This window comes from Streptomyces sp. NPDC037301, assembly GCF_055602785.1.
Window position 1 is genome coordinate 46,391 of sequence record NZ_JBVJWD010000036.1, and the last position, 21,679, is coordinate 68,069.

A 21,679-nucleotide genomic window follows, 5' to 3' on the forward strand; every position below is an offset into this window, starting at 1 on the left:
ACCTTAATCGCCAGTAACGGGCTCGATCCAGTGTCGCGAGTCAGTCGTCGCGGCTGATGCCGACCATGGGGCACGGGGGCGAGGAGACGAGGAGCGTTGCATGCTGTTCGAGGTATGGGCACCGGATGCGGACTCGGTCGGACTGCGGCTGGCGGGTGCGCTGCGGGCAATGGGGCGTGATCCCGTACGGGCCGGCTGGTGGACCGCCGAGGCGGAGGCGTCGGACGGAGACCGCTACGGCTTTGTGCTGAACGGGGGCGTGGACGGCGGGGCCGATGGGCCCGTGCTGCCCGATCCGCGCTCGCGCCGTCAGCCGGACGGGCCGGACGGCGAGAGCGCCGTCGTCGACCACTCGGCGTACACCTGGCGCAATGACTGGTCGGGCCGGGGGCTCCCGGGCGCCGTCCTGTACGAGCTGCACATCGGTACGTACACCGACGAGGGCACTTTCGACGCCGCGGCGGCCCGGCTCGGCCATCTCGCCGAACTGGGCATCACCCATGTGTCGCTGATGCCGGTCTGCCCCTTCCCCGGGGCCCACGGGTGGGGGTACGAGGGGGTTTCGCTCTGGGCCGTGCACGAGCCGTACGGCGGCCCGGAGGGGCTTAAGCGTTTTGTCGACACGGCGCATGGTCTCGGACTCGCGGTCGTCCTGGATGTCGTCCACAACCACCTCGGCCCGTCCGGCAATCACCTCCCGGCCTTCGGCCCGTACTTCACCGAGACCCACCACACACCGTGGGGCGCGGCGGTCAACCTCGACGCGCCCGGTTCGGACGAGGTGCGGGCGTATCTGCTGGGCAGCGCGCTCGCCTGGCTGCGCGACTACCGGCTCGACGGACTGCGGCTGGACGCGGTCCATGCCCTGGCCGACGCGCGGGCGCTGACCTTCCTGGAGGAGCTGTCCACGGCGACCGACGCGCTCGCCGCCGAACTCGGCCGTCCGCTCTCGCTGATCGCCGAGTCCGACCTCTGCGACCCGCGGACGACGACACCTCGCGAATCGGGCGGCATCGGCCTGCACGCCCAGTGGAACGACGACTTCCACCACGCCCTGCACACCGCGCTCACCGGTGAGTCCCAGGGCTACTACGCGGACTTCGCCGCCGCCCCGCTGGCCGCCGTCGCCAAGACCGTGACGAGCGCGTTCTTCCACAACGGTACGTACTCCAGCTTCCGCGGCCGTACCCACGGCCGCCCCGTCGACATCGCCCGCACCCCGGCCCACCGCTTCGTCGGCTACGCCCAGACCCATGACCAGATCGGCAACCGGGCACTGGGCGACCGGCTCTCCGCCACGCTCTCGCCCGGTCTGCTGGCCTGCGCCGCGGCCCTCGTACTGACAGGGCCTTTCACCCCGATGCTGTTCATGGGCGAGGAGTGGGGGGCCCGCACCCCCTGGCAGTTCTTCACCGACCACACCGATCCGGCGCTCGCCGAGGCGGTCCGGGACGGCAGACGGCGGGAGTTCGCGGCGCACGGCTGGGCGGCGGACGACATTCCGGACCCGCAGGACCCGGCCACCCGGAACCGCTCCTGCCTGGACTGGAGCGAACCGGCTCAGGAGCCGCACGCCCGTCTGCACGCCTGGTACCGCGAGCTGATCGCACTGCGCCACACCCTGCCCGACCTCTCCGACCCGGACCTGGCGTCGGTGCGGACCGCCCACGACGAACAGGCGCGCTGGCTGGCATACCGGAGGGGAGATCTGCGGATCGCCGTCAACCTCGGCGAGAAGCCGGCCACGATCCCGCTGGGCGGCGGCCGGCGCCGCAGAGCCGGAGGCAGAGTCGTGGCCGCGTGGGTGCCGGTGGAGGCCCCGGAGGGCGACGGGCTGCTGCATCTGCCGCCGGAGTCGTGCGTGGTGCTGGCCGACGACTGATCTCCGGGGACGCACGGTAGAACCCTTGCCTTCGGGTGCGCTCCAACTCGTACGGTCATGGCCATGAAACAGCCGATTCCCGCGCGGCCCGCAACCGGGCGAACGGGGGCGACGACTGGCGGCGCCGGGACAACGAGGAGACCTGGCAGGTCGTGGACGCCGTCCTGGCCGTGGCCGAGGAAGCCGGCCGCGCCCCGCCCAGGTCGTACTCCGCCGGCTCCTCGGGCGGCCGGGCGTCACCGCCCCCATCATCGGGGCGCGCACGATCGAGCAGCTCACCGACAATCTCGGCGCCGTGGGCCGGGAGCTGACGGCCGACCAGACGGCGAGGCCGGACGCGGCGAGCGCCCGCCCGCTGCCGTATCCGTACGACATCCTGGAGCGGCTGAGCGACCGCGACCGGTAGGGCCGGGCGCTACTCGACGATCGCCAGTTCGCGCGCGGTGCTGTTGAGGCGTCGGCCACCGTCCTCGGTCACGGTCACGATGTCCTCGATCCGGACACCGAACCGGCCCGGCAGATAGATGCCCGGCTCCACGGAGAAGCACATCCCGGGCACCAGCGGCTGCTCCTCGCCCTCGATCATGTACGGCGGTTCGTGGGTGGTGACGCCGATCCCGTGGCCGGTGCGGTGGATGAAGCGCTCGCCGTATCCGAACTCGGTGATGACGGCGCGGGCCGCGCGGTCGATCTCCTGGCAGGCGACGCCGGGCCGGACCGCGTTGCAGCCGGCCTCCTGGGCCTCCCGCACGATGTCGTGGACCCGCTGCTCCTCGGCGGTGGGTTCGCCGACATGGACCGTACGGGAGGTGTCGGAGCCGTAGCCGTGCTTGAGGCCGCCGAAGTCGAGCACGACCATGTCGCCCTGCTCGATGGTGCGGTCGCCCGCCTCGTGGTGCGGGTTGGCGCCGTTCGGGCCGGATCCGACGACGGTGAAGTCGACCTGGGAGTGCCCGAACCGCTTGAGCAGATCGGCCAGATCGGCGGCGATGTCGGTCTCCTTGCGGCCGGCGAAGCGCACCTTGAGGATCTCGCCGTACGTGGCGTCGGCGGCGGCCCCGGCAGCCGCGAGCCGCTCCAGCTCAGCGGCGTCCTTCACCGCGCGCAGCATCGGCAGGGCCTCGCTGAGGGAGACGTACGAGGTGTCCGGAAGCGTCCGCTGCAGCCCGAGCAGATGCATCGCCCAGGCGTTGTCGCTGACCGCGAACCGGCCCGGGCCGTCGAGCAGCGGGGCGGTGACGGCGTACGGGTCCTTGCCGTCGGTCCAGTCCCGGAAGGTGAGGGCGGGCGCCCCGACGGCCTTCTCGGCGTCCGGGGCCTCCAGGGTCGGAACGACCAGGACCGGGTCCTGGCCCGGTGTGAGGACGAGGACGGTGAGGCGTTCGGTGTTCACGGGCTGGTAGCCGGTGAGGTGGACGAGATCGGGTCCGGGGGCGACCAGCACTCCCGCGAGCCCGGCCTCGGCGGCGCTCTCGGCGGCACGCGTCATCCGGGCCCGGTAGTCGTCGGCGGTGAACGGTACGGGCTGGTTCGGGCTGGACATGCGGACCTCCTGGCGACGCGACACGGCATACAGCATCCTGCCCGTACGTGCCCGTCCACGCGAGCGGGGGTCAGGATTCCGGGTGCAGCCGTACGACGAGGCCGGCGCGAGGGCGGCCCCGTTCGACCAGGCGTGCGTTGGGTTCGTCGGACCCGGCCACCCATTGCTCCGCGTACGGCCGGGGCTTGCCGAACCGCACATGCCGGTCGACGAGCCGGCGTACCCGCAGAGCCGGTTCGAGTTCCAGGAACCAGGCCTCGTCCAGCAGCCGGTGTACGGACGCCCAGGCCCTTTCGTCGTGCAGGAGGTAATTGCCCTCGGTGACGACCAGCGGGATGTCCGGGGGTACGGGGACGGCCCCGGCGATCGGCTCCTCCAGGGCGCGGTCGAAGGCGGGGGCGTACACGGTGGTTTCCGGTTCCGGGAAGCGCAGGCGCCGGAGCAGGGCCGCGTAACCGGCGGCGTCGAAGGTGTCGGGGGCGCCCTTGCGTCCGGCGCGGCCGAGCCGTTCCAACTCGGCCCGGGCGAGGTGGAAGCCGTCCATGGGGACGAGGACGGCGAGACCGCCGAGAGCGTCGACGAGCCGTGCGGCCAGGGTGGACTTCCCGGCTCCGGGCGGTCCCGCGATGCCGAGGATGCGGCGGTGGCCGGGGACGGCGAGGCGCAGGGCGCGCGCCGTCAGCCCGGTGAGTTCGCTGATGTCCATGCGGGGCATTGTCCCGCCGCGCGCCCGACGGATGTCATGGCGTGCGGACTGTGCGGTTCCCGCAGAGGCGGGTAGTGTTACGTATAACGAACTGGCTCGACTGGCTCACCACACCATTGCCCGCCCCGTCCGAGGAATCTCATGCCGCACATCGCCCTGGTCACCCTGGTCGTCCGCGACTACGCCGAAGCCGTCTCCTTCTACACGGACGCCCTCGGCTTCGAGCTGGTGGAGGACACCGACCGGGGCGACGGCTCGCGCTGGGTGGTCGTGCGGCCGCGCGGCACGGAGGGGACGGGACTGCTCCTGGCCCGCGCCAAGGACGAGGCGCAGCGGGCGAGCATCGGCGCACAGACGGGCGGCCGGGTCGGCTTCTTCCTGCACACCGAGGACTTCGCGGGCGACCACGCCCGGATGCTGGCCGCCGGGGTGCGGTTCCTGGAGGAGCCGCGGCACGAGGCATACGGATCGGTGGCGGTCTTCGAGGACCTGTACGGCAATCGCTGGGATCTGCTCCAGCCCACGCGGGCCTGACCTGCGGCGCCTGCGTCCGCGGGAGTTGTCGGTGGTCACCGTTACGTTGGGCACATGACCGATCGTGCCGTGCCGGTCGCGCGCCCCACGACCGACACGGCTGAACGCACGGCCCGGGCGGAACCGTACGCAACCGGCCCGGCTGGCCAGTACCCCCGTCGACCGGGCACGGCGCGCGTCAGCGCGTGCCCTTGCCCTCCAGATACGCCAGCACCGCAAGCACCCGCCGGTGCACCGTGCCGTCGTCCGGTTCCAGGCCGAGCTTGGCGAAGATCGATCCGATGTGCTTGCTCACGGCCCGTTCCGTCACCACCAGTTCGGTGGCGATGGTGCCGTTCGCCTTGCCCTGTGCCATCAGTTCCAGGACTTCGCGCTCGCGCGGAGTGAGGCTCTGCAGGGGCTGGGCCGACGACTTGCGGGTCAGTAGCTGGGTCACGACCTCGGGGTCGAGCGCGGTGCCGCCGCCCGCCACCCGGTCGAGCGCCTGGAGGAACTGATCGACGCGGCCCACCCGGTCCTTCAGCAGGTACCCGATGCCCTGGGCGCCCTGGGCGAGCAGCTCGGCGGCGTACGTCTCCTCGACGTACTGCGAGAGGACCAGGATCGGCAGTTCGGGCATCTCCGCGCGGGCGGCGAGTGCGGCACGCAGCCCCTCGTCGCGGAAGGTGGGCGGGAGCCGTACGTCGAGCACGGCGGCGTCCGGGCGGTGTTCCAGCAGGGCGGGCAGCACCTCGGGCCCGGTCGCCGCGTCGGCCACCACCTCGTGGCCCGAGCTGGTGAGCAGCAGGATCAGCCCCTCCCTCAGCAGCACGTTGTCCTCGGCGATCACGATCCGCACGGCAGCTCCACTTCGATGTGCGTCGGCCCCCCGGTGGGGCTGTTGATGCGGGTGGTGCCGTCGAGGGCGGCGATCCGTCGCCTGATTCCGACCAGCCCGCTGCCGGCGCGTTCGTCCGCGCCGCCGTGACCATCGTCGCCGATGGCCACCCGCAGGGTGCCGGGGGTCCGGTCGATCCGTACGGTCGCGGCTGTCGCGCCGCTGTGTTTGCTGATGTTGGTGAGGGCCTCGGCGATGACGAAGTAGGCGGCGGCCTCGATCGCGGCCGGCAGCCGTCGCCCGTCCTCGACACCGTCGATCTCCGCGGTGACGGGCACGCTGACGTCGGCGGCCAACGCCCGTACCGCACCAGCCAGACCACGGTCCGTCAGTACGGGCGGATGGATGCCGCGCACCACATGCCGCAGTTCCGCGAGGGCCGCCTCCGCGCCGTCCTGTGCCTCGTCGAGGCGGATGCGCGCGGCGGCCGGGTCGCGGTCGAGGAGCTGCTTGGCGAGGCCGATGCGCATCGACAGGGCGACGATCCTGGCCTGGGCGCCGTCGTGCAGATCCCGTTCGATGCGTCGCAGTTCTGCGCCGTGCGCCTCGACCGCCCCGGCCCGGCTCTCGGTCAGCTGGGCGATCCGGTCGGCCAGTGCGGTGGAGGGCGAGGAGGTCAGCAGGGAACGGGTCCAGCTCGCCGACAGATCCGCGAGTACGCAATGCCAGCGCAGCACCCATCCCCGGCGCGCGGGCAGCGGCGTCCCGTACTCGTCGGCGGCCCGCCGGTCCAGCAGGTGCACGACGGGCAGCGCGGCCCCGTCGACGAGGAGCCCGACCGGCCACAGCACCATCGTGAGGTAGCCGAGGGCGTTGCCCATGAGCGCCTGGATCGGCAGCCAGAGCGCGTCGCGCCAGACTGTCGGGTCGGTGAGTACGCGTCGGACCCGCTCGGAGAGTTCACCGCCGTCCAGCGGCGGATACGGCGTCAGCGTGAACGGCACGCCGAGCCGCGCGGCTGCCCGGCGGCGCTCGAACTCCGCGAACCGGCGCAGCACTTTGGCGGCCTCGGGCAGGGCGGGCAGCCCGATGATCACGGCGGCGAACATCAGGGCCGCCACCACCAGGAACGTGCCCACATATGCGAGCAGCGCGATCGGAACGCCGATGAACAGATAGCGCGACGCATCCCACGAACGCCTGATGGCGACCGTCAGCGGGGCGGGAGTGGTGCTCATGACACAGCACGTTACGGGGAGTCACCCGCCACCGGAGTGGGGGCCTCCCCCTGACCGTGGTGGAGCTGGCTGAACCCCCTGTCCGGGAGCGCGCACCCTCGCCCGGACACCCCCTTCTTCATAGCGTTTATTCAGGTCGGAAAGGTCGAGGCGGAGAAGGAACGGTGGAGTCGACGGTGGACACGATCACAGCGGTGCGGGCCACCGCGCTGAGTCTGGAGTCGGTGAGCCGACGCTATGGAAGGCATGGCGGCGGCCGGGAGGCGATCGGGCTCGACGCGGTGAGCTGTGCGGTCCCGGCCGGGAGCTTCACCGCGGTGGTGGGCCCCTCGGGATCGGGGAAGAGCACGTTCCTGCAGTGTGCGGCGGGCCTGGACCGTCCGACGGCGGGGACGGTACGGGTCGGGGGCACCGATCTCGGCTCGCTGTCCGAGGCCGCGCTGACCCGGTTGCGCCGGGACCGGATCGGATTCGTCTTCCAGTCGCACGCCCTGAATCTGGTGCCGTCGCTGAACATCGAAGAGAACGTCGTGCTGCCGCTGGTGCTGGCGGGCGCCGATCCGGCGGACGAGCGGGTGTTGACGCGCGGCCGGGATCTGCTGGCCCGGGTCGGCCTGACGGGTCGGGGTGCGCAGGGCCCCGCGACGCTCTCGGGCGGCCAGCAGCAGCGGGTCGTGGTGGCGCGGGCGCTGGTGACCGAACCCGATGTGATCTTCGCGGACGAGCCGACGGCGTCCCTGGACCCGGAGTCGGCGTTGCTGGTGCTCGGTCTGTTGCGGGACGCGGTACGGATCGACGGCCGAACAGTCGTCATGGTCACCCATGATCCGGTGGCGGCTAACTGGGCCGACACCGTGCTGACGATGGACGGCGGCCGGCTGCGATGAGCACGAGTACGGGCGTGGGCACGAGTACGGACACGCGAAGGCCTAAGGCGGATGTGCGGTCCGGGGTGCGGCGGGCGTCAGCGTTCCTCGCCCGGCGTTCGCTGAAGACTCATCGCCGGGCCTGGGCCGCGGTGTTCGCGGCGACGACGGCCGCGGCTGCGCTGATCGGCGCGTTCGCTCTCGTCCTCGGTTCGCTGCTGCTGGCGCAGCCGCCGGTGGAGCGTTATGCCGGGGCCGACGCGGTGGTGGCGGCCGACCAGAAGGTGACGTATACGGCGAAGCCGTGGGGCAGCGAGCCGCAGACCGCGACGACGTATCTGTCGGAACGCGTCCGCCTCGACCGCTCCGCGGTGGCGAAGGCGGCCGCCGCGGACGGGGTCGCGAAGGCCGTCGCGGACGATTCGGTCCCGGTGGCCGTGGACGGCGGGAGCGGTGGTACCGGGACCGACGGGGCTTCGGCTGTCGGCCGTTCCTGGGCGGCCGCCGCACTCACTCCGTACCGGCTGACGGATGGACACGCGCCGAGGACGTCCACCGAGGTGGTCATCGACAGCGCGCTGGCGACCGCAGCCGGGAGCAAGCCCGGCAGCCATGTGACATTGCAGGTTGACGGGGCTCCCCATCCGTACACCGTCAGCGGTGTCGCCGACACCGGTCACCGGGGCGCCGCCCCCGCCGTCTTCTTCACCGAGCAGCGGCTGACCGCGCTGGCCGGACACCCGGGCACGGTCGACGCCATCGGCGTCGTCGCCGAGAAGGGCGTGTCCGCCGACGAACTGCGGGCGTCGCTGGACACCGCACTGCCCGACCGCACACACGGCGACCGCGAGGTCCGGGTCCTCACCGGCTCGGAACGCGGGCAGGCCGATTACGTCGACGCACTCGGCACACGGGGCGATCTGCTCCCGCTGCTCGCCTCCATCGCGGCAACGGTCCTCATGGTGGCGCTCCTGGTGATCGCCACCACCCTCTCCCAGGCGGTCCACCAACGCTCCGGTGAACTGGCGCTGCTGCGCGCGGTCGGGGCGACGCCCCGGCAGCTCAGGTCGGCAGTCGGCCGCGAGGTGAGCCGGGTGGCATGCGCCGCCGCGGTGCTGGGCGGGATCGGGGCCGTACCGCTGGGGCTGCTGATGCGGTCGTTGCTGACCACGGACCCGCTGCCGCTGCCCGTGCCGGTGTGGCTGCCGTTCGCCGCGGCCGCCACAGCCGCGGTGCTCGTCGCCTCGGCGGCCCGTCCGGTGTCGATGCTCGCGGCCAGGTCCATCACCAGGCTGCGGCCCGCCGCGGCGCTGCGCGCGGCCCGTGCGCCCGAGCCTGGCGAGCCCGGCCGGCTGCGTACGGCCGCAGGAGCGGTGCTGGCCGTCGCGGGTGTCGGTTCGGCGGGCGCGGCGACGGCGCAGGGCGGGCAGGCCGCCGCGGTGGCCGCCTCGGGTGCGGCGACCTCGCTGATCATCGCGGTGGCGCTGCTCGGTCCGTGGATCGCCCGGGTGGCGATGCGGGTGCTCGGTACACCGGTACGGCGCGCGGGCGGGGTCTCCGGGTTCCTGGCCGCCAAGTCCGCCGCCGCGCACAATCGGCGCCTCGGCGCGGCGATCACCCCGATCGTGCTGGTCGTCGCGTTCGTCTGCGTACAGCTGGCGGCCAACTCCACGCTGGAGCGGGCCTCCGACCGGCAGACCGCTGCCGCGCTCCGGGCGGACCTCGTGGCGACCGGTCCGGCCGCCGGACTGCCGGCCGATGCGGCGCAGGCGGTGCGCAAGGCTCCCGGGGTGAAAGCGGCGACCGGGGTGCTGCGCTCCAGCGTCGTCCTCGCCCATCGTGAGATGGGCGATCCGAAGCTGGACCGGTTCCCCGTGCTGGGTGTGACGGCGGACCAGCTGCCCGGCACGCTCGATCCGCACGTCACGGCGGGTGATCTGGCGGACCTCATCGGCAGCGGCACGGTCGCGGTCGGCAAGGACCGGGCCGCCGACCTCGACATCGGCACCGGCGACACGGTGAAGCTCCGCCTGGGTGACGGTACGGAGGTACGGCTCCGAGTGGTGGCGCTCTACGAACGGGCCCTGGGACTCGGCGAGTTCATGCTGCCGCGTGAGGCCCTGGCCGGGCATGCCTCGGCACCGCGCGACCAGCAGATCCTGATCCGCTCGGTGGACGGCGGGTCGGCTTCGGCCTCGTCCGCCGCGCGCGCCCTCTCCCCGTACACGGGTGTGCAGGTCCGCACCGCGACGGCGGACGACGTACGGATCGCCCCGCCGTCTTCGGACCAGGACAACGCCCTGATCATCATCGGTGTCGGGGTGATCGGCGGCTTCGCCCTGCTCGCGGTGATCAGCACTCTGTCCCTGATCACGGTGGGCCGCCGCCCCGAATTCCGCCTGCTGCGGATGGTCGGCGCGGGCCGCCGCCAAGTGAGGCGGATGCTGCTCCTGGAGACGGGGCTGGTGGCGGTGGCGGGCCTGGCGATCGGCACACTGGTCGCGGCGGTCCCGCTGGTGGCGTTCGCGGTGTCGACAGCCGGTTCGGTGCCGTATCTGCCGCCGGTGCAGTACGGGGTGCTGGCACTGGCCGTGACGGTGGCGACGGGTGCCGGGGCGATGTGGCCGGGGTCGTCCGGCGGCCGGTTCGTCCTCAAACGCCGAGTCTGAACCCGTCCGACGGTTGAGGATGACGCCCGCCGCCGACGCGCGTCACGGGAGGCGGACGCCCCGCCCCCGGCGCGCGTCACGGTGAGGCCGGCAGCGGCAGCGCCGCCTCCCGCACCGCCGCCGTGGCCAGCGCGTCGAGCACCGGCGCGATCAGCGGATGCCCCTCCGCGCCGTGCCGCACCGCGGCGAAGACGCGGCGGGTCGGCGCGCTGCCCTCCACCGGCCGCACCACCACCCCCGTGAGGTCCATCCCCCGCAACGCCGAGCGCGGCACCAGCGCCACCCCGGCGCCCGCGCCGGCCAGCGCGACCACCGCGCGGAAGTCGTCCGAGGAGTGCTCCAGCCTCGGCTGGAACCCGGCGAACTCGCAGGCCAGGACCACCACGTCATGGCACGGGTTGCCGGGGTACGGACCGATCCACGGGTCCTTCTCCAGGTCGGCGACCGCCACCTGTTCCTGGCAGGCCAGCCGATGCCCCACCGGCAGCACCGCGTCGAACGGCTCCGAGTACAGCGGCACCCGGGTCAGGCGCCGGTCGTCCTCGCCGGGCGCGCCCCGGTACTCGACGGCGACCGCGACATCGACCTGCCGGTCGAGCACCATCGGCACGCTCGCATCGCCCTCGGCGTCCTGGACGCGGACCCGGATGCCGGGCGCGGTGAGCGTCAGTTCGGCTATCGCGGGGGCCAGGACCAGGCCGATGCCGGTGGCGAACGCGGCGACCGTGACCGTACCGGCGTCCCCCGCGCCGTACGCGGCGAGCTCCGCCTCGGCCCGTTCCAGCTGGGCCAGCACCGCGTTGGTGTGGTTCAGCAGGATCTCCCCTGCGGGGGTCAGGCGGGCGCCGCGCGCGTTGCGCTCGACCAGCCGGTGCCCGGTCTCCTGCTCCAGCGCGGCGAGTTGCTGGGAGACCGCGGAGGGCGTGAGATACAGCGCGGCGGCTGCGGCAGTCACCGTGCGGTGGTCCGCCACCGCACGGAGAATGCGCAGCCGCCGTGCATCGATCATGTGACCCATTGTCCCAGGTCACGGAGGCAAACCTGCCGCCCGGGTGAGGCTGTCGGAGGGGGATGCCGGGCGGGGCCCGGACAGAGACCCTGACGGCACCCCCGTCCGGGGCGCTACTCCCCCAGCGCGGCCCGCGCGTCGACGAACGCGTCCACGGCGCGGTTCACATCCGCCGTGGAGTGCGCGGCGGAGAGCTGGACACGGATACGGGCCGCGCCCTGCGGGACCACCGGGTAGGAGAACCCGATCACGTACACACCGCGCTCCAGGAGCAGCTCCGCCATCCGGCCTGCCTTCGCCGCGTCCCCGATCATGACGGGGGCGATGGCGTGGTCGCCGGGCAGGACGTCGAAGCCTTCCTCGGTCATCCGGGTACGGAAGAGCGCGGTGTTGGCATTGAGCTGCTCGCGCAGGTCGCCCGCGGCCTCCAGCAGGTCCAGGACCTTGAGCGAGGCCGCCGCGATGACCGGGGCGAGCGAGTTGGAGAAGAGGTACGGGCGGGAGCGCTGGCGCAGCAGCGCGACGATCTCGGCGCGGGCCGCGACATAACCGCCGGACGCACCGCCGAGCGCCTTGCCGAGGGTGCCGGTGATGATGTCGACGCGGTCCATCACGTCGTGCAGCTCGGGCGTTCCGCGGCCGCCGGGGCCGACGAAACCGACGGCGTGCGAGTCGTCGACCATGACCATGGCGTCGTAGCGCTCGGCCAGGTCGCAGATCTCGCGCAGCGGGGCGACGTACCCGTCCATGGAGAAGACGCCGTCGGTGACGATGAGCCGGCGCCGGGCCCCGGACGCCTCCTTCAGCTGCGTCTCCAGGTCGGCCATGTCGCGGTTGGCGTAGCGGAAGCGCTTGGCCTTGGAGAGACGGATGCCGTCGATGATGGACGCGTGGTTGAGGGCGTCGGAGATGACCGCGTCCTGTGGGCCGAGGACGGTCTCGAAGACACCGCCGTTGGCGTCGAAGCAGGAGGAGTAGAGGATCGTGTCCTCCTGGCCGAGGAACGTGGAGAGCCGCTGCTCCAGCTCCTTGTGGACCTCCTGGGTGCCGCAGATGAAGCGGACCGAGGCCATGCCGTAGCCCCAGCGGTCCAGCGCATCGTGGGCGGCGGCGATCACGTCGGGGTGGTCGGCGAGGCCCAGGTAGTTGTTGGCGCAGAAGTTGAGCACCTCACCGGGGCGGCCGCCCGCGGTGACGGCGACGGTCGCGGACTGCGGGGTGCCGATCACGCGCTCGGGCTTGTGCAGTCCGGCGGCCTCGATCTCGTCGAGGGTGGTGCGCATGTCGTCGCGTACGGAGTCGAACATGAGGGGTGTCTCCCAGCTGTCTACGAGGGCGTCGGGTCAGGAGGTCCAGTCGAGGATGACCTTGCCGCCGCGGCCGCTCGCCGCGTCGTCGAAGGCTGCTTCGAAGTCTCGGTAGCCGTACCGGCCGGTGATCACGGGGGCGAGGTCGAGGCCGCCCTCCAGCAGTACGGACATGGCATACCAGGTCTCGTACATCTCGCGTCCGTAGATGCCCTTGATGGTGATCATCGAGGTGACGATGCGGGACCAGTCGACGGCGAACTCCTCGGACGGCAGTCCGAGCATGGCGATCCGGCCGCCGTTCGTCATGTTCTCGATCATGTGGCGCATCGCCTCGGGCCGCCCGGACATCTCCAGGCCGATGTCGAAGCCCTCGCGCAGTCCGAGGCGCTTCTGCCCTTCGAAGATGGTCTCCTCGCTGACGTTGAGAGCGAGGCTGACGCCGACCTTCCGGGCCAGTTCCAGCCGGGCCTCGCTGACGTCGGTGATGACGACGTGACGGGCGCCCGCGTGCCGGGCGACCGCGGCGGCCATGATGCCGATCGGTCCGGCGCCGGTGATCAGGACGTCCTCGCCGACCAGCGGGAACGACAGCGCGGTGTGCACGGCGTTGCCGAACGGGTCGAAGATCGCGGCGACGTCGAGGTCGACGGGGGTCCGGTGCACCCACACGTTGGACGCGGGCAGGGCTACGTACTCGGCGAACGCCCCGTCCCGGCCGACGCCGAGCCCGAGCGTGGAGCGGCACAGGTGGCGACGCCCGGCCAGACAGTTGCGGCACTTCCCGCAGACCAGATGGCCCTCGCCGCTGACCAGGTCGCCGACGTTGATGTCGACGACATCGGCGCCGGTCTCCGCGATCTCGCCGACGAACTCGTGGCCGAGGACGAGCGGGGTCTTCACGGCCTGCTGCGCCCAGCCGTCGTAGTTCCGGATGTGCAGATCGGTGCCGCAGATGCCGGTGCGGAGCACCTTGATCAGTACGTCCGAGGGGCCGATCTCCGGTTCGGGCACGTCCATCAGCCAGAGTCCCGGCTCGGCCTTCTGCTTCACGAGTGCCTTCACGGCTGCGGCTCCCTGCGCTGGTACGGCGTTGAGTGCCCCGGACCGGGGCAGCCTTGAGGAAGCCTGCGGCCCGGGGAAGAAAAGAGGGACGGCATGGCAGCACGCGTCGATCGGCTGCCGCGCACCATCCTCTGCCGTCACGGAGAAATCTGCCGCACCCCGCGCCACAGGTCCATCGAGGTTTTCTTAAGCGCGCCCGCAGTTCCGCTTCATGCCGGGCCGTTGGCTGTGCACAGCGCCGTCGTCGGCGCTGGTGCGGGCGCCCGCCCCGCCTCCCGCTGCGTTCACCGCCTGGACCTCGCATCCGCAGGCGCTGTGATCTCGGCCGACGGAGTCGGCAGGATTCCGGAAAGGCCTCCGTCGGGGTCACGAATCTGGTGGGATGGTTCCTCATACGCGAGTGAGCACGGGGGCTGATGGTGGGGCTGGAGTTCGGGCATCACCTCGGGATGCCCGGGGCCCTCAAGGGATTGCCCATGGCACCGCTCGTCCCCCGGTATCACTCGCTCGTTGCCCAGCTCAGTGCATTGGGTCTCCGTCATGTCGGCGAGGCGCTCGTGCGGCAGGGCGGTCAGGTGCGGGTCCTCGACGGAGTGTTCGTCCAGCGCCCGAGGCATGGCTGGCAGCACGTCGACAGCTCCTGGCTCCGGCAGTGCCGGGCAGATCGCCCGGGTGCGTTCGTACCACTGTTGACACGGTTGCAGCACCTGCACGCCGGTGATCCGTCCGCGCTGCGCCGGGTACTCCTCTATCAGCTGATCGCGCTGGTGCAGGACCACCCGCAGGGCTCACGGCCGGCCACAGTGGTCTCACTCGGCGTCTGTCCGGACGAGGCCGCGGCGCTGGCCCAAGCTGTCAGCACACTCCAGCGACTCGATCCCGAACAGCGGACCGCGGCCGAGGGGCTGGAGGACGAGTGGCAGCACGGGCGGACACGGAGCGCCGCCCGGCTGGCAGAGCGGCTGCCCGCAGCCGGTGCGGGCGATCGTCTGCTTGCACATCGGATGTCATCCGTGGCGTCCCGGGCCCGGCTGGCCGATGCCACGCTGGATAGGGCACACCGGCTCGAACAGGCGGGCGATCCCGGAGCGGCCGCTGGCGAGTACCTTCGGGCTGCCCGGCTCATGAACGACTGTCCCCGCATCCTGCGCGGTCTGATCCGGACACACCGGCCGCCCGAAGGGGAGCCCGGCCCGATGGCCGTCGACCTCGGCCCGGACTCCGTACAAGTGACCTGGCCTGGTGCCACCGCAGCCGCGGTCGAGGCGGACACGCCTGCCTGGCGGGTCATCAGGTTCACCCGCAAGCCCGGCGGTGACCCCGCGCTGACGGAAATCCAGATGCGCACGGGAGCGGCCGCGTGGGTTGACAACGACCCTCCGCTCGGCCGGGAGGTCCGTTATGCGGCGCTCCCGCTGCACGGAAGCCGGATTGATGGACAGCCCCTCGTATCGGGAAAGCTGCTCGTTGTACCGGAGGTGTCCGGGTTCCAGGCAGTCGACGGCAAGGCCCGTATCGAGGCACGGTGGAGTCAGCCGTCCGGCGCGCTTGGCGTCCGCGTGCGACTGACCGGTCCCGATGGCCGTATGCGCGAGATCGAGCCCCCCGAGAGTCGGTTCATGGCAGACGGGCTGGAGCCCGGGGAGTATCTGATCCATATCGGTTGCCGGTACCGCGCGGCCGGCGGAGGCCAGGTCGCCTCGCCGGGCATCAGCCGCGGAGTCACTGTCCACCCTTGGCCCTCGCCCGTGCTCGCGCTGAACGCCACCGGCGCGGACGGGCGTGCGCACTTCACCTGGACCGGCGGCGACGGCGCCAACGTACGTCTGGTCGAGTGGCCGGGCGAGCCACCGGCACCGGGCACGGAACTGCGCACGCCGCCCGCCTCCTGGCCTGCCGCGCTGGGCTGGGAGACATCGTGCGGTGATCTCATCCCGCCGCCCGGCACCGTCACCCGAGTCGCTGCCCTGGCGATCCTCGGCAATCGGGCGGTGGCCGGTCCGGTTCTGCGAATCGAGGCGCCGCAGCCGGTCACCGCCGTAGTGGCGGAACGCATCACCGGAGGCCGGGCCCGCATCACGTTCGGCTGGCCTCCGCAGGCCGGTGAGGTGACCGTCGTGCTGGACCAGGACGGTCAGAGCACCGAACACCGAGTGACCCGGAGCATGTTCCTGCGCGAAGGGCTGTCCGTCCCGGTCTCTCCGTCGCGGCTGAACATCCGAGTGGTCTCGGCACCTCGTACCTCGGACACGACCGTGATCGAGCCCGCAGCCGCCCGGACCGCACTCCCCGCGGAGGTCACGGTCGCGTACCGGGTCATGCCCGGCCCCCGCAGACTGCTGCACCGCGGCCCCACGACCGTTCAGGTGACTCTGGTGTCACCGGACGGTGAAGTCCTCACCGACCTGCCGGAGTTCGTCCTGGTGGCACGGGCCGGTGAGGGCCGTGCCCCACTCCGGCCTCACCGCCACACCGACGGCACGACGGTGTTCCGGCTGAGCGGTGAGGAACTGCACCGCGCCGGAACGGTCGAGCGCGAGCTCGCCGCCAGTGTCTGCCGTCCTCCGTATGCCCTGCGCGGCTTTCTTCTAGGCGGCCGGGCCGCCGACATACGGCTCGACGAGCCCTCCCCCGCAACCCTGGTGGTGCATTGACGTGACAACCGTCATCTGTCCCTACTGCTTCGACCGGTCGGCTGCCGTGCGGCTGCCGTACCGCTGTCTGATGACGGCCACAGGGGTACGGGGCGGCAAACCCTGTGACGCCGAACCTGACGATCTGTGGGCGGAGTTCATGGGGCCGAGCATCCCGGCTGCGCTGCGGCTGCGCGGCCCGGTGTTCACGGCGTCCCGCGGACTCGCGGGACTGCGCGGGCCTGGATCGCGGACGGCGTGCCCCGGCTGCGGGGTCTCCACTCCGGTGCGGGTCTGCCGCAGCTGTCACAACGACTTCCCCAGCGACTACTGCGATCAGGACAGCCGCATCATCGCCCTGGTCGGCCCCAAGGCCTCCGGCAAGAGCACCTACGTATCGGTGCTGCTCAATGAACTCCGCAATCGGGTGGGGCGGGCCTACAACGCATCGCTGGCCGCGATGGGCGGAGAAACCCAGCGTCGGGACCGGGAGATGGCCGAGGATTTGTACGACCGGCTCCGGCTGCCGGACGCCACCCGGCCAGCTGCCATGGGGTTCAACGACCCCTTGCTGTACCGGCTGAGCCTGCCGCGTCGTGGGCGGCTCGGCGACGGCAGCAGACACACCGCACTGGTCTTCTTCGACGCGGCGGGCGAGGACCTGAAGAGTGCCGAGGCCATGGACCGATACACCCACTATCTGGGTGCGGCCGACGGCATCATCCTACTCGTCGACCCGCTCCAGATCGGTTCCGTACGTGACCGAACTACGTCCGGCGAAGGGCCGCCGCTGCCCGCCGTGGAGACCCCGCCCCAGCAGATCGCCGCCGATCTCGCCGCTCAGCTCCGGGCGCACGGGCGCGGCGGATCGCGCGGTCGTGTCACTACGCCGATGGCTGTCGCCGTCACGAAGACCGACACACTGCGATCACTGCTCGGCCCGCACTCGCCGCTGCTTCACAACGCCTCGCACACGGGTGGGGCTCTGGACGAGGAGGACCGGCTGACCGTGCACGAGGAATTGCGTTCGTTGCTGGACAGCTGGGACTCCGGTGTGCTCTGCAGACAGCTGGAACGCGACTTCGCCGAGCTGTCGTTCTTCGGCATCTCGGCGCTCGGATCGCCGCCGCCCGCGCATGCTCCGGCGGATGCCCCCAAATCGGGACCCCAGCCGCTGCGCATCGAGGACCCGCTGTTGTGGCTGTTGGCGCGTCGGGGCCTGATCCCGGTACGGAAGCCGAGCCGGGACAGGACAGGGAAGGTCGGCACGTGGGCCTGAGTCAGCTGCACTACACCTCCGCGCCGCCCGGCCCCGACGGGTCCGGGTTCCGCTTCACGGCGGTCTCGCCCGATCTGCCGCAGTCGGTACTCCGGGAGGCCGAATCGGTCATCGGCTACGAGCCACCGCGCGACACTCCACCGCGCCCCACTGCCGACGAACTCCTCTCATTTCCAAAGGCGTTCAGCTTCACTCTGCTGTCCGACGGCAGCCGGCTGCTGACCCGTACGGTCTACACCGGGGCCGACTACAGCGGCCGCTGGGGCAACTTCCACGCACATGGAGTCCATCTGCCCGCAGGGGAGTCACTTCCCGGCGGCGCCCTTCCCATCACCACCTGGGACTCCGCCTGTTGGGCCGACTCCACACCGCAGAGCAGGTCCTTGGCCCCGCTGGACGCGCTGCCTCCCGGGGGCGGCCTCGACCGGACGGGCCTCATCGACTTCGCGGTGTCCCGGGGTCCCTGGCTACCAGGATTCCTGGCCGATCTGCACAGGCAGGCCGAGGACGAGACGGCACCGCAGATCGTCCTCGTCGAGCGGGACAGCGCCAGTGTGGCCCTCTGGGTGGCCTTGGCCAGCGCGGCGCTGCCCCGGGAGAGCGCCCACCGGCTGACATTCATCACGTACACGCGGCGCCCCCAGCTCGCCCGGCAGCAGCTCATCGGCGTGCTGCCGGACGATGTGCGGGGCCTGGGCGGGTATGAGAGCCGCTATCGCATCCACGACTGCACCGGGCGCCCACCGGCCTCTGCGGCGCCCGGCGTCTGGGCCGCATCCGCCGCACAGATCTGGCTGAATCGGGCACCGGAACTCTTCACCCGGGCGGCCGCGCTGTCGGCCGCTCCCTTCGCCCCCGGCCCGCCGGCCGTGGTCGCGCTGCTGGCCGGGATCCGCCTGGAAACCGGCGGACGCACCGCGGCGGCCGAATGGGCACTGGAGCATGCCGTGTCGCTGGGCGAGGAGTCGCTGCACCGGCTGATCCAGATGCTGTGCGAATCCGCCGGGGACCGTACGGCCGCCGAGTCGTCCGTACTCGCGGGGCTGTTCGAGATGCTCGACGGCAGGGTGGCGGCTGCGACGATCGCGCCCCTCGCCGCTCTCGGGCTGGTCGAGGCCGTCCGCACGGTCGGTTCACCGCTCGACCTGTCCCGCGCTCGCGCGCTCACCGAAGAGCAGACACAGCGTCTCGCTGCCGAACTCGCCCCGGAGATACGGTCAGGCATCGCAAGCACCGGCTCCGGGACCGCCAACGGCCTAGAAGTTTCCCGGCCGGTGCAGTTGCTGCGTGTCGCAGGTCTGCTCGCAGTGGACTGCTCCGACCTTCTGCCCGATCTCGTCCGGAGGCTGGCCCGTGCGCTCCTGGCCGACCCCGAAGCGGCGTACACCGGTGTGGTGCACGAGGCACTCGACGAGCTTGTCGACCTGCGCACGGCGCTGCTCGACAAGCTCGACCACCTGGCGGCAGGCGACCCTGCGGCAGTCGCCCGGCTACTCGCCCTGGTACCACTCCCTCTCACCGGGTCGCAGGAACTGCCTCATCTGTGGATGTGCGCCCAGGCACGCAAGGCGACGGCGCAGGACAGTGACCGGGTCACGACTCTGCACGGCGTGCTGCGAGCAGCGAGAATCTCCCCGTTCGCCGAGCCGCTCGTGCTGCGTACCGCCTTCCGGCTGGTGTGGGCCGACGCGGTGCCGAGCGCGGGTGACGCCCGGCTGGTCCTCGGTGAGACGGGCGCGGTCGCCCACGTGGCCGCGGACACCTGGTCCTTACTCGTCGAAGCGGCCCTGAACAGTCCGGCCGACGACCGTGACGCCCCCGATCTCGCCCACGACCTGCTGCGCTGCTTCCAGTCCGAGCTCGAACCGTCCGTCCGCGCGGCGTTGCTCCTCCTCGAATTCGCCCGGGACCTGCGGGCCGGGTCCGCGGGATCGGGCTGGACAGACCGGGCACTGGCACTGCGGGCAGCCGCCGAGCCGGTGCGGCCGGCCGTGCTGGAGCAGGCATTCGGGGCACTCGCCCACTGTCTGCTGACCGAGTCCCGCCCCGACCGGGAGCTGTACGCACTCGTTCAGAGCGGTGACACGGACCTCTGCGCGGCCTACGGGCGGGCCGCCCGCGAGGCCTCCGTGCGCGACCGGCTGCGCACTGTGCCCGCGTATGCCGCCGCCTGCTTCACCGACTGGAGCTCGCATCCGCATGCGGGGCGGGCCTGGACCGAGACCCGGGCCGCTCTCCTCGACGAGGTGCTGCGCCCGGTGGTCCGAGCGCTGTCCGCCGGGGAACTGGTCGCCCTCGAGCAAGCCCTGACGGCCGTGGGGGGCCATTGGCTGGAGGACTTCCGGTCCTGGAACCGGCCAGGGGCATTCGGCAGGCTCGGTCTGCGCTTTGCCGGGCGGGTGCGCCGCGCAGGCGTCGACGCACTGCGACGAGGCGACGCCGAGCCGCCGCGGAAGGGCAGCCGGCCGTGATCACGTACCTGCTGGCTTCGGCGATCCGGCTCACTGTCGCCGTCACCGTGTCACTGTGTGTCTTCCGCACATTCTGGGAGTTCCTCAGCGTCGCCCTGGGCGCCTCCGCGCAGGTCCTCGGCCCGCGGCAGCCGGGGGTTCCCGATCCGCGGATTCCGCACGTCGGTTCCGAGCCCGCACATCGCGCCTACTGGTCGCATCTGATGTGGCTCGATGCCTGGTCCGCCGTGCTGGCAGCGTGGGCAGGCGTCCAGCACCGGCTTACGGCCGACTGGCTGGGCCGGGTGGTCATGCGGCTGCTGCGCGGGCAGCAACCCTCCACAGGGCTGCGGTACAACCACCCGCTCAGGCGTGTTCTGACCCGCGTGGTCGCCCCCGGAACCGCTTTGGGCGCGGCCTCGGGCGCACTGCTCGCGACGCTGGTCGTCTCGCTGGTATTCGTCGTTCTCGGACTCCTGCTCGGCCTGGTGCTGGCCGCAGCCCTGACCGCCGTAGCCGTGTTGCGCGTTACGGACAAAGTCGGCCACGTCGTCCGATCGATCCGCATGAAGTGCCCCTACCCAGGCTGTTACCGGCCGTTCCCTCTGGCTGTCCACCAGTGTCCGAAGTGCGGCAGGCTCCATCGTGAGCTGCGTCCAGGACGCTACGGCGCCGTGTGGCACGTCTGCGCCTGCGGGCGGCGGCTGGTGACCACCTCGCTCGCCGGACGGGATCGGCTGACCACCCGGTGCCCTCACTGCGACCAGCAGTTGCCTGCCGGGATCGGTGGTCTACGTATCGTCCACGTGCCGCTCGTCGGCGGGACATCGTCGGGCAAGACCATGCTGATGGCAGCCGCGGTCGCTGGTCTGCATTCCTGGTCCGGCGAGGGCCGGTTGAAAGTCGAGTACGCCTCCATGGACGACCGGCGCGACGCCGTGGAACTGACAGCCCGGCTGAACGGAACAGGGTGGGCGCTCAAGACGCAGGGCGGCCATCCCCGTGCATTCATGCTGCGTCTCGCGTACGGCAGGCGACGGAGACTGCTGTATCTGTACGACCCCATGGGCGAATCGCTGCGTGATGCGGCTGCCGTCCGCGAACAGCATTATCTCGCCCACGCGGACGGCATCATCCTGGCCACGGACGTGCTCGCCGACGGGCAGGTGCGCCGAACGCTACCGGTTGCGGACGCTGAGCGAGCAGACGCGGCCCATCCTTCCGAGCAGGGGCCCTTGGACACGTATCAGCGGCTGACTGGGGAACTGGCGGCGCTCACCGGCAGGCGCAGACGTCTGCCGGTGGCCACCGTGGTCACCAAACGTGACGCACTCGACCGGATCGATTCCTTGCGCGTGCCGGCCACCGGCATCGACGGCTGGTTGGTGAACATCGGTCTCGGCGCGCTCGTCCGCGGCCTCCGGCACGACTTCGGTGCCACCCGCTTCTGGTCGGTGAGTTCGTTTGCGGCCACCGGTGCGGGTGCCCTGGACAGCGAGCAGCGGCGGGCGGCAGAACCGGTGCTGTGGTTGCTGACGCGCTCGGGACTGCGGGTCGACGCACTCCTCGCCCACACGACGCCCCCGGGTGCGGAGTCGGTGGACGTGCCCGGCCCCCGCAACGAAGCCGTACGGGATCGATCAAGCTCCTGACGTGGACAGATACGGCTCGCTAGGGTCGA

15 protein-coding genes are annotated in these 21,679 nt (G+C 71.7%); 8 read left to right on the plus strand and 7 right to left on the minus strand.

The window, feature by feature from the left end; translation table 11 throughout:
- The first annotated feature begins 100 nt into the window (after positions 1-100).
- Positions 101-1,882 carry a malto-oligosyltrehalose trehalohydrolase gene (gene treZ, locus ACZ7IB_RS36435; RefSeq protein ID WP_470918595.1) on the plus strand — a complete coding sequence of 594 codons (1,782 nt, stop codon included), beginning with the start codon at positions 101-103 and terminating at the stop codon, positions 1,880-1,882.
- Between the two features lie 415 nt (positions 1,883-2,297).
- Here the strand turns inward: treZ and ACZ7IB_RS36440 are convergent, their stop codons facing one another.
- Complete coding sequence (locus tag ACZ7IB_RS36440; protein ID WP_470918597.1) at positions 2,298-3,425, minus strand: aminopeptidase P family protein; 1,128 nt, start codon at positions 3,423-3,425, stop codon at positions 2,298-2,300.
- Between the two features lie 70 nt (positions 3,426-3,495).
- A complete protein-coding gene (locus ACZ7IB_RS36445) occupies positions 3,496-4,131 on the minus strand; it encodes a nucleoside/nucleotide kinase family protein (RefSeq protein WP_470918599.1) in 636 nt (211 codons plus the stop codon).
- Between the two features lie 141 nt (positions 4,132-4,272).
- Here ACZ7IB_RS36445 and ACZ7IB_RS36450 point away from each other — a divergent pair, with 141 nt between their 5' ends.
- Positions 4,273-4,665 (plus strand): VOC family protein, encoded by a 393-nt coding sequence (locus ACZ7IB_RS36450; protein WP_470918601.1) that lies wholly within the window; start codon positions 4,273-4,275, stop codon positions 4,663-4,665.
- Positions 4,666-4,843: 178 nt separating this feature from the next.
- Here the strand turns inward: ACZ7IB_RS36450 and ACZ7IB_RS36455 are convergent, their stop codons facing one another.
- Both ACZ7IB_RS36455 and ACZ7IB_RS36460 read right to left on the minus strand, forming a co-directional pair.
- On the minus strand, positions 4,844-5,503 hold the full coding sequence (locus tag ACZ7IB_RS36455) for a LuxR C-terminal-related transcriptional regulator (RefSeq protein WP_470918602.1): 660 nt from the start codon (positions 5,501-5,503) through the stop codon (positions 4,844-4,846).
- The gene (locus ACZ7IB_RS36460) at positions 5,491-6,720 is read right to left on the minus strand and encodes a sensor histidine kinase (protein ID WP_470918603.1); all 1,230 of its coding nucleotides are present in this window, start codon (positions 6,718-6,720) and stop codon (positions 5,491-5,493) included. Before ACZ7IB_RS36460 ends, ACZ7IB_RS36455 begins: the two co-directional genes overlap by 13 nt.
- 164 nt (positions 6,721-6,884) lie before the next feature.
- On the opposite strand from ACZ7IB_RS36460, the gene ACZ7IB_RS36465 reads away from it, so the two are divergent.
- Both ACZ7IB_RS36465 and ACZ7IB_RS36470 read left to right on the plus strand, forming a co-directional pair.
- Positions 6,885-7,607 (plus strand): ABC transporter ATP-binding protein, encoded by a 723-nt coding sequence (locus ACZ7IB_RS36465; protein ID WP_470918604.1) that lies wholly within the window; start codon positions 6,885-6,887, stop codon positions 7,605-7,607.
- Positions 7,604-10,255 carry an ABC transporter permease gene (locus ACZ7IB_RS36470; protein ID WP_470918606.1) on the plus strand — a complete coding sequence of 884 codons (2,652 nt, stop codon included), beginning with the start codon at positions 7,604-7,606 and terminating at the stop codon, positions 10,253-10,255. Before ACZ7IB_RS36465 ends, ACZ7IB_RS36470 begins: the two co-directional genes overlap by 4 nt.
- A 76-nt stretch (positions 10,256-10,331) precedes the next feature.
- On the opposite strand, the gene ACZ7IB_RS36475 is transcribed toward ACZ7IB_RS36470, so the two are convergent.
- The 3 genes from ACZ7IB_RS36475 to tdh all read right to left on the minus strand — a co-directional run bounded on the left by ACZ7IB_RS36475 (position 10,332) and on the right by tdh (position 13,636).
- Positions 10,332-11,264, minus strand: coding sequence for a LysR family transcriptional regulator (locus ACZ7IB_RS36475; RefSeq protein ID WP_470918607.1), 933 nt, complete (start codon positions 11,262-11,264; stop codon positions 10,332-10,334).
- Between the two features lie 113 nt (positions 11,265-11,377).
- Positions 11,378-12,571, minus strand: coding sequence for a glycine C-acetyltransferase (locus ACZ7IB_RS36480; RefSeq protein WP_470918608.1), 1,194 nt, complete (start codon positions 12,569-12,571; stop codon positions 11,378-11,380).
- A 36-nt stretch (positions 12,572-12,607) separates the two neighbouring features.
- Positions 12,608-13,636: an L-threonine 3-dehydrogenase gene (gene tdh / locus ACZ7IB_RS36485; RefSeq protein WP_470918610.1), complete on the minus strand. Its 1,029-nt coding sequence runs from the start codon at positions 13,634-13,636 to the stop codon at positions 12,608-12,610.
- 476 nt (positions 13,637-14,112) lie between these two features.
- Between tdh and ACZ7IB_RS36490 the strand changes: the two genes are divergently transcribed.
- From ACZ7IB_RS36490 to ACZ7IB_RS36505, 4 genes are read left to right on the plus strand one after another with little or no spacing between them, the layout of a single operon-like run.
- Entirely contained in the window at positions 14,113-16,290 is a 2,178-nt protein-coding gene (locus tag ACZ7IB_RS36490; RefSeq protein WP_470918612.1) for a hypothetical protein, read from the plus strand.
- 1 nt (position 16,291) lies between these two features.
- Positions 16,292-17,548 carry a TRAFAC clade GTPase domain-containing protein gene (locus ACZ7IB_RS36495; protein ID WP_470918613.1) on the plus strand — a complete coding sequence of 419 codons (1,257 nt, stop codon included), beginning with the start codon at positions 16,292-16,294 and terminating at the stop codon, positions 17,546-17,548.
- Complete coding sequence (locus ACZ7IB_RS36500; RefSeq protein ID WP_470918615.1) at positions 17,539-20,019, plus strand: GTPase-associated protein 1-related protein; 2,481 nt, start codon at positions 17,539-17,541, stop codon at positions 20,017-20,019. Before ACZ7IB_RS36495 ends, ACZ7IB_RS36500 begins: the two co-directional genes overlap by 10 nt.
- Positions 20,016-21,650 (plus strand): TRAFAC clade GTPase domain-containing protein, encoded by a 1,635-nt coding sequence (locus tag ACZ7IB_RS36505; RefSeq protein ID WP_470918617.1) that lies wholly within the window; start codon positions 20,016-20,018, stop codon positions 21,648-21,650. The genes ACZ7IB_RS36500 and ACZ7IB_RS36505 overlap by 4 nt, the downstream gene beginning before the upstream one ends.
- Positions 21,651-21,679 lie beyond the last annotated feature (29 nt).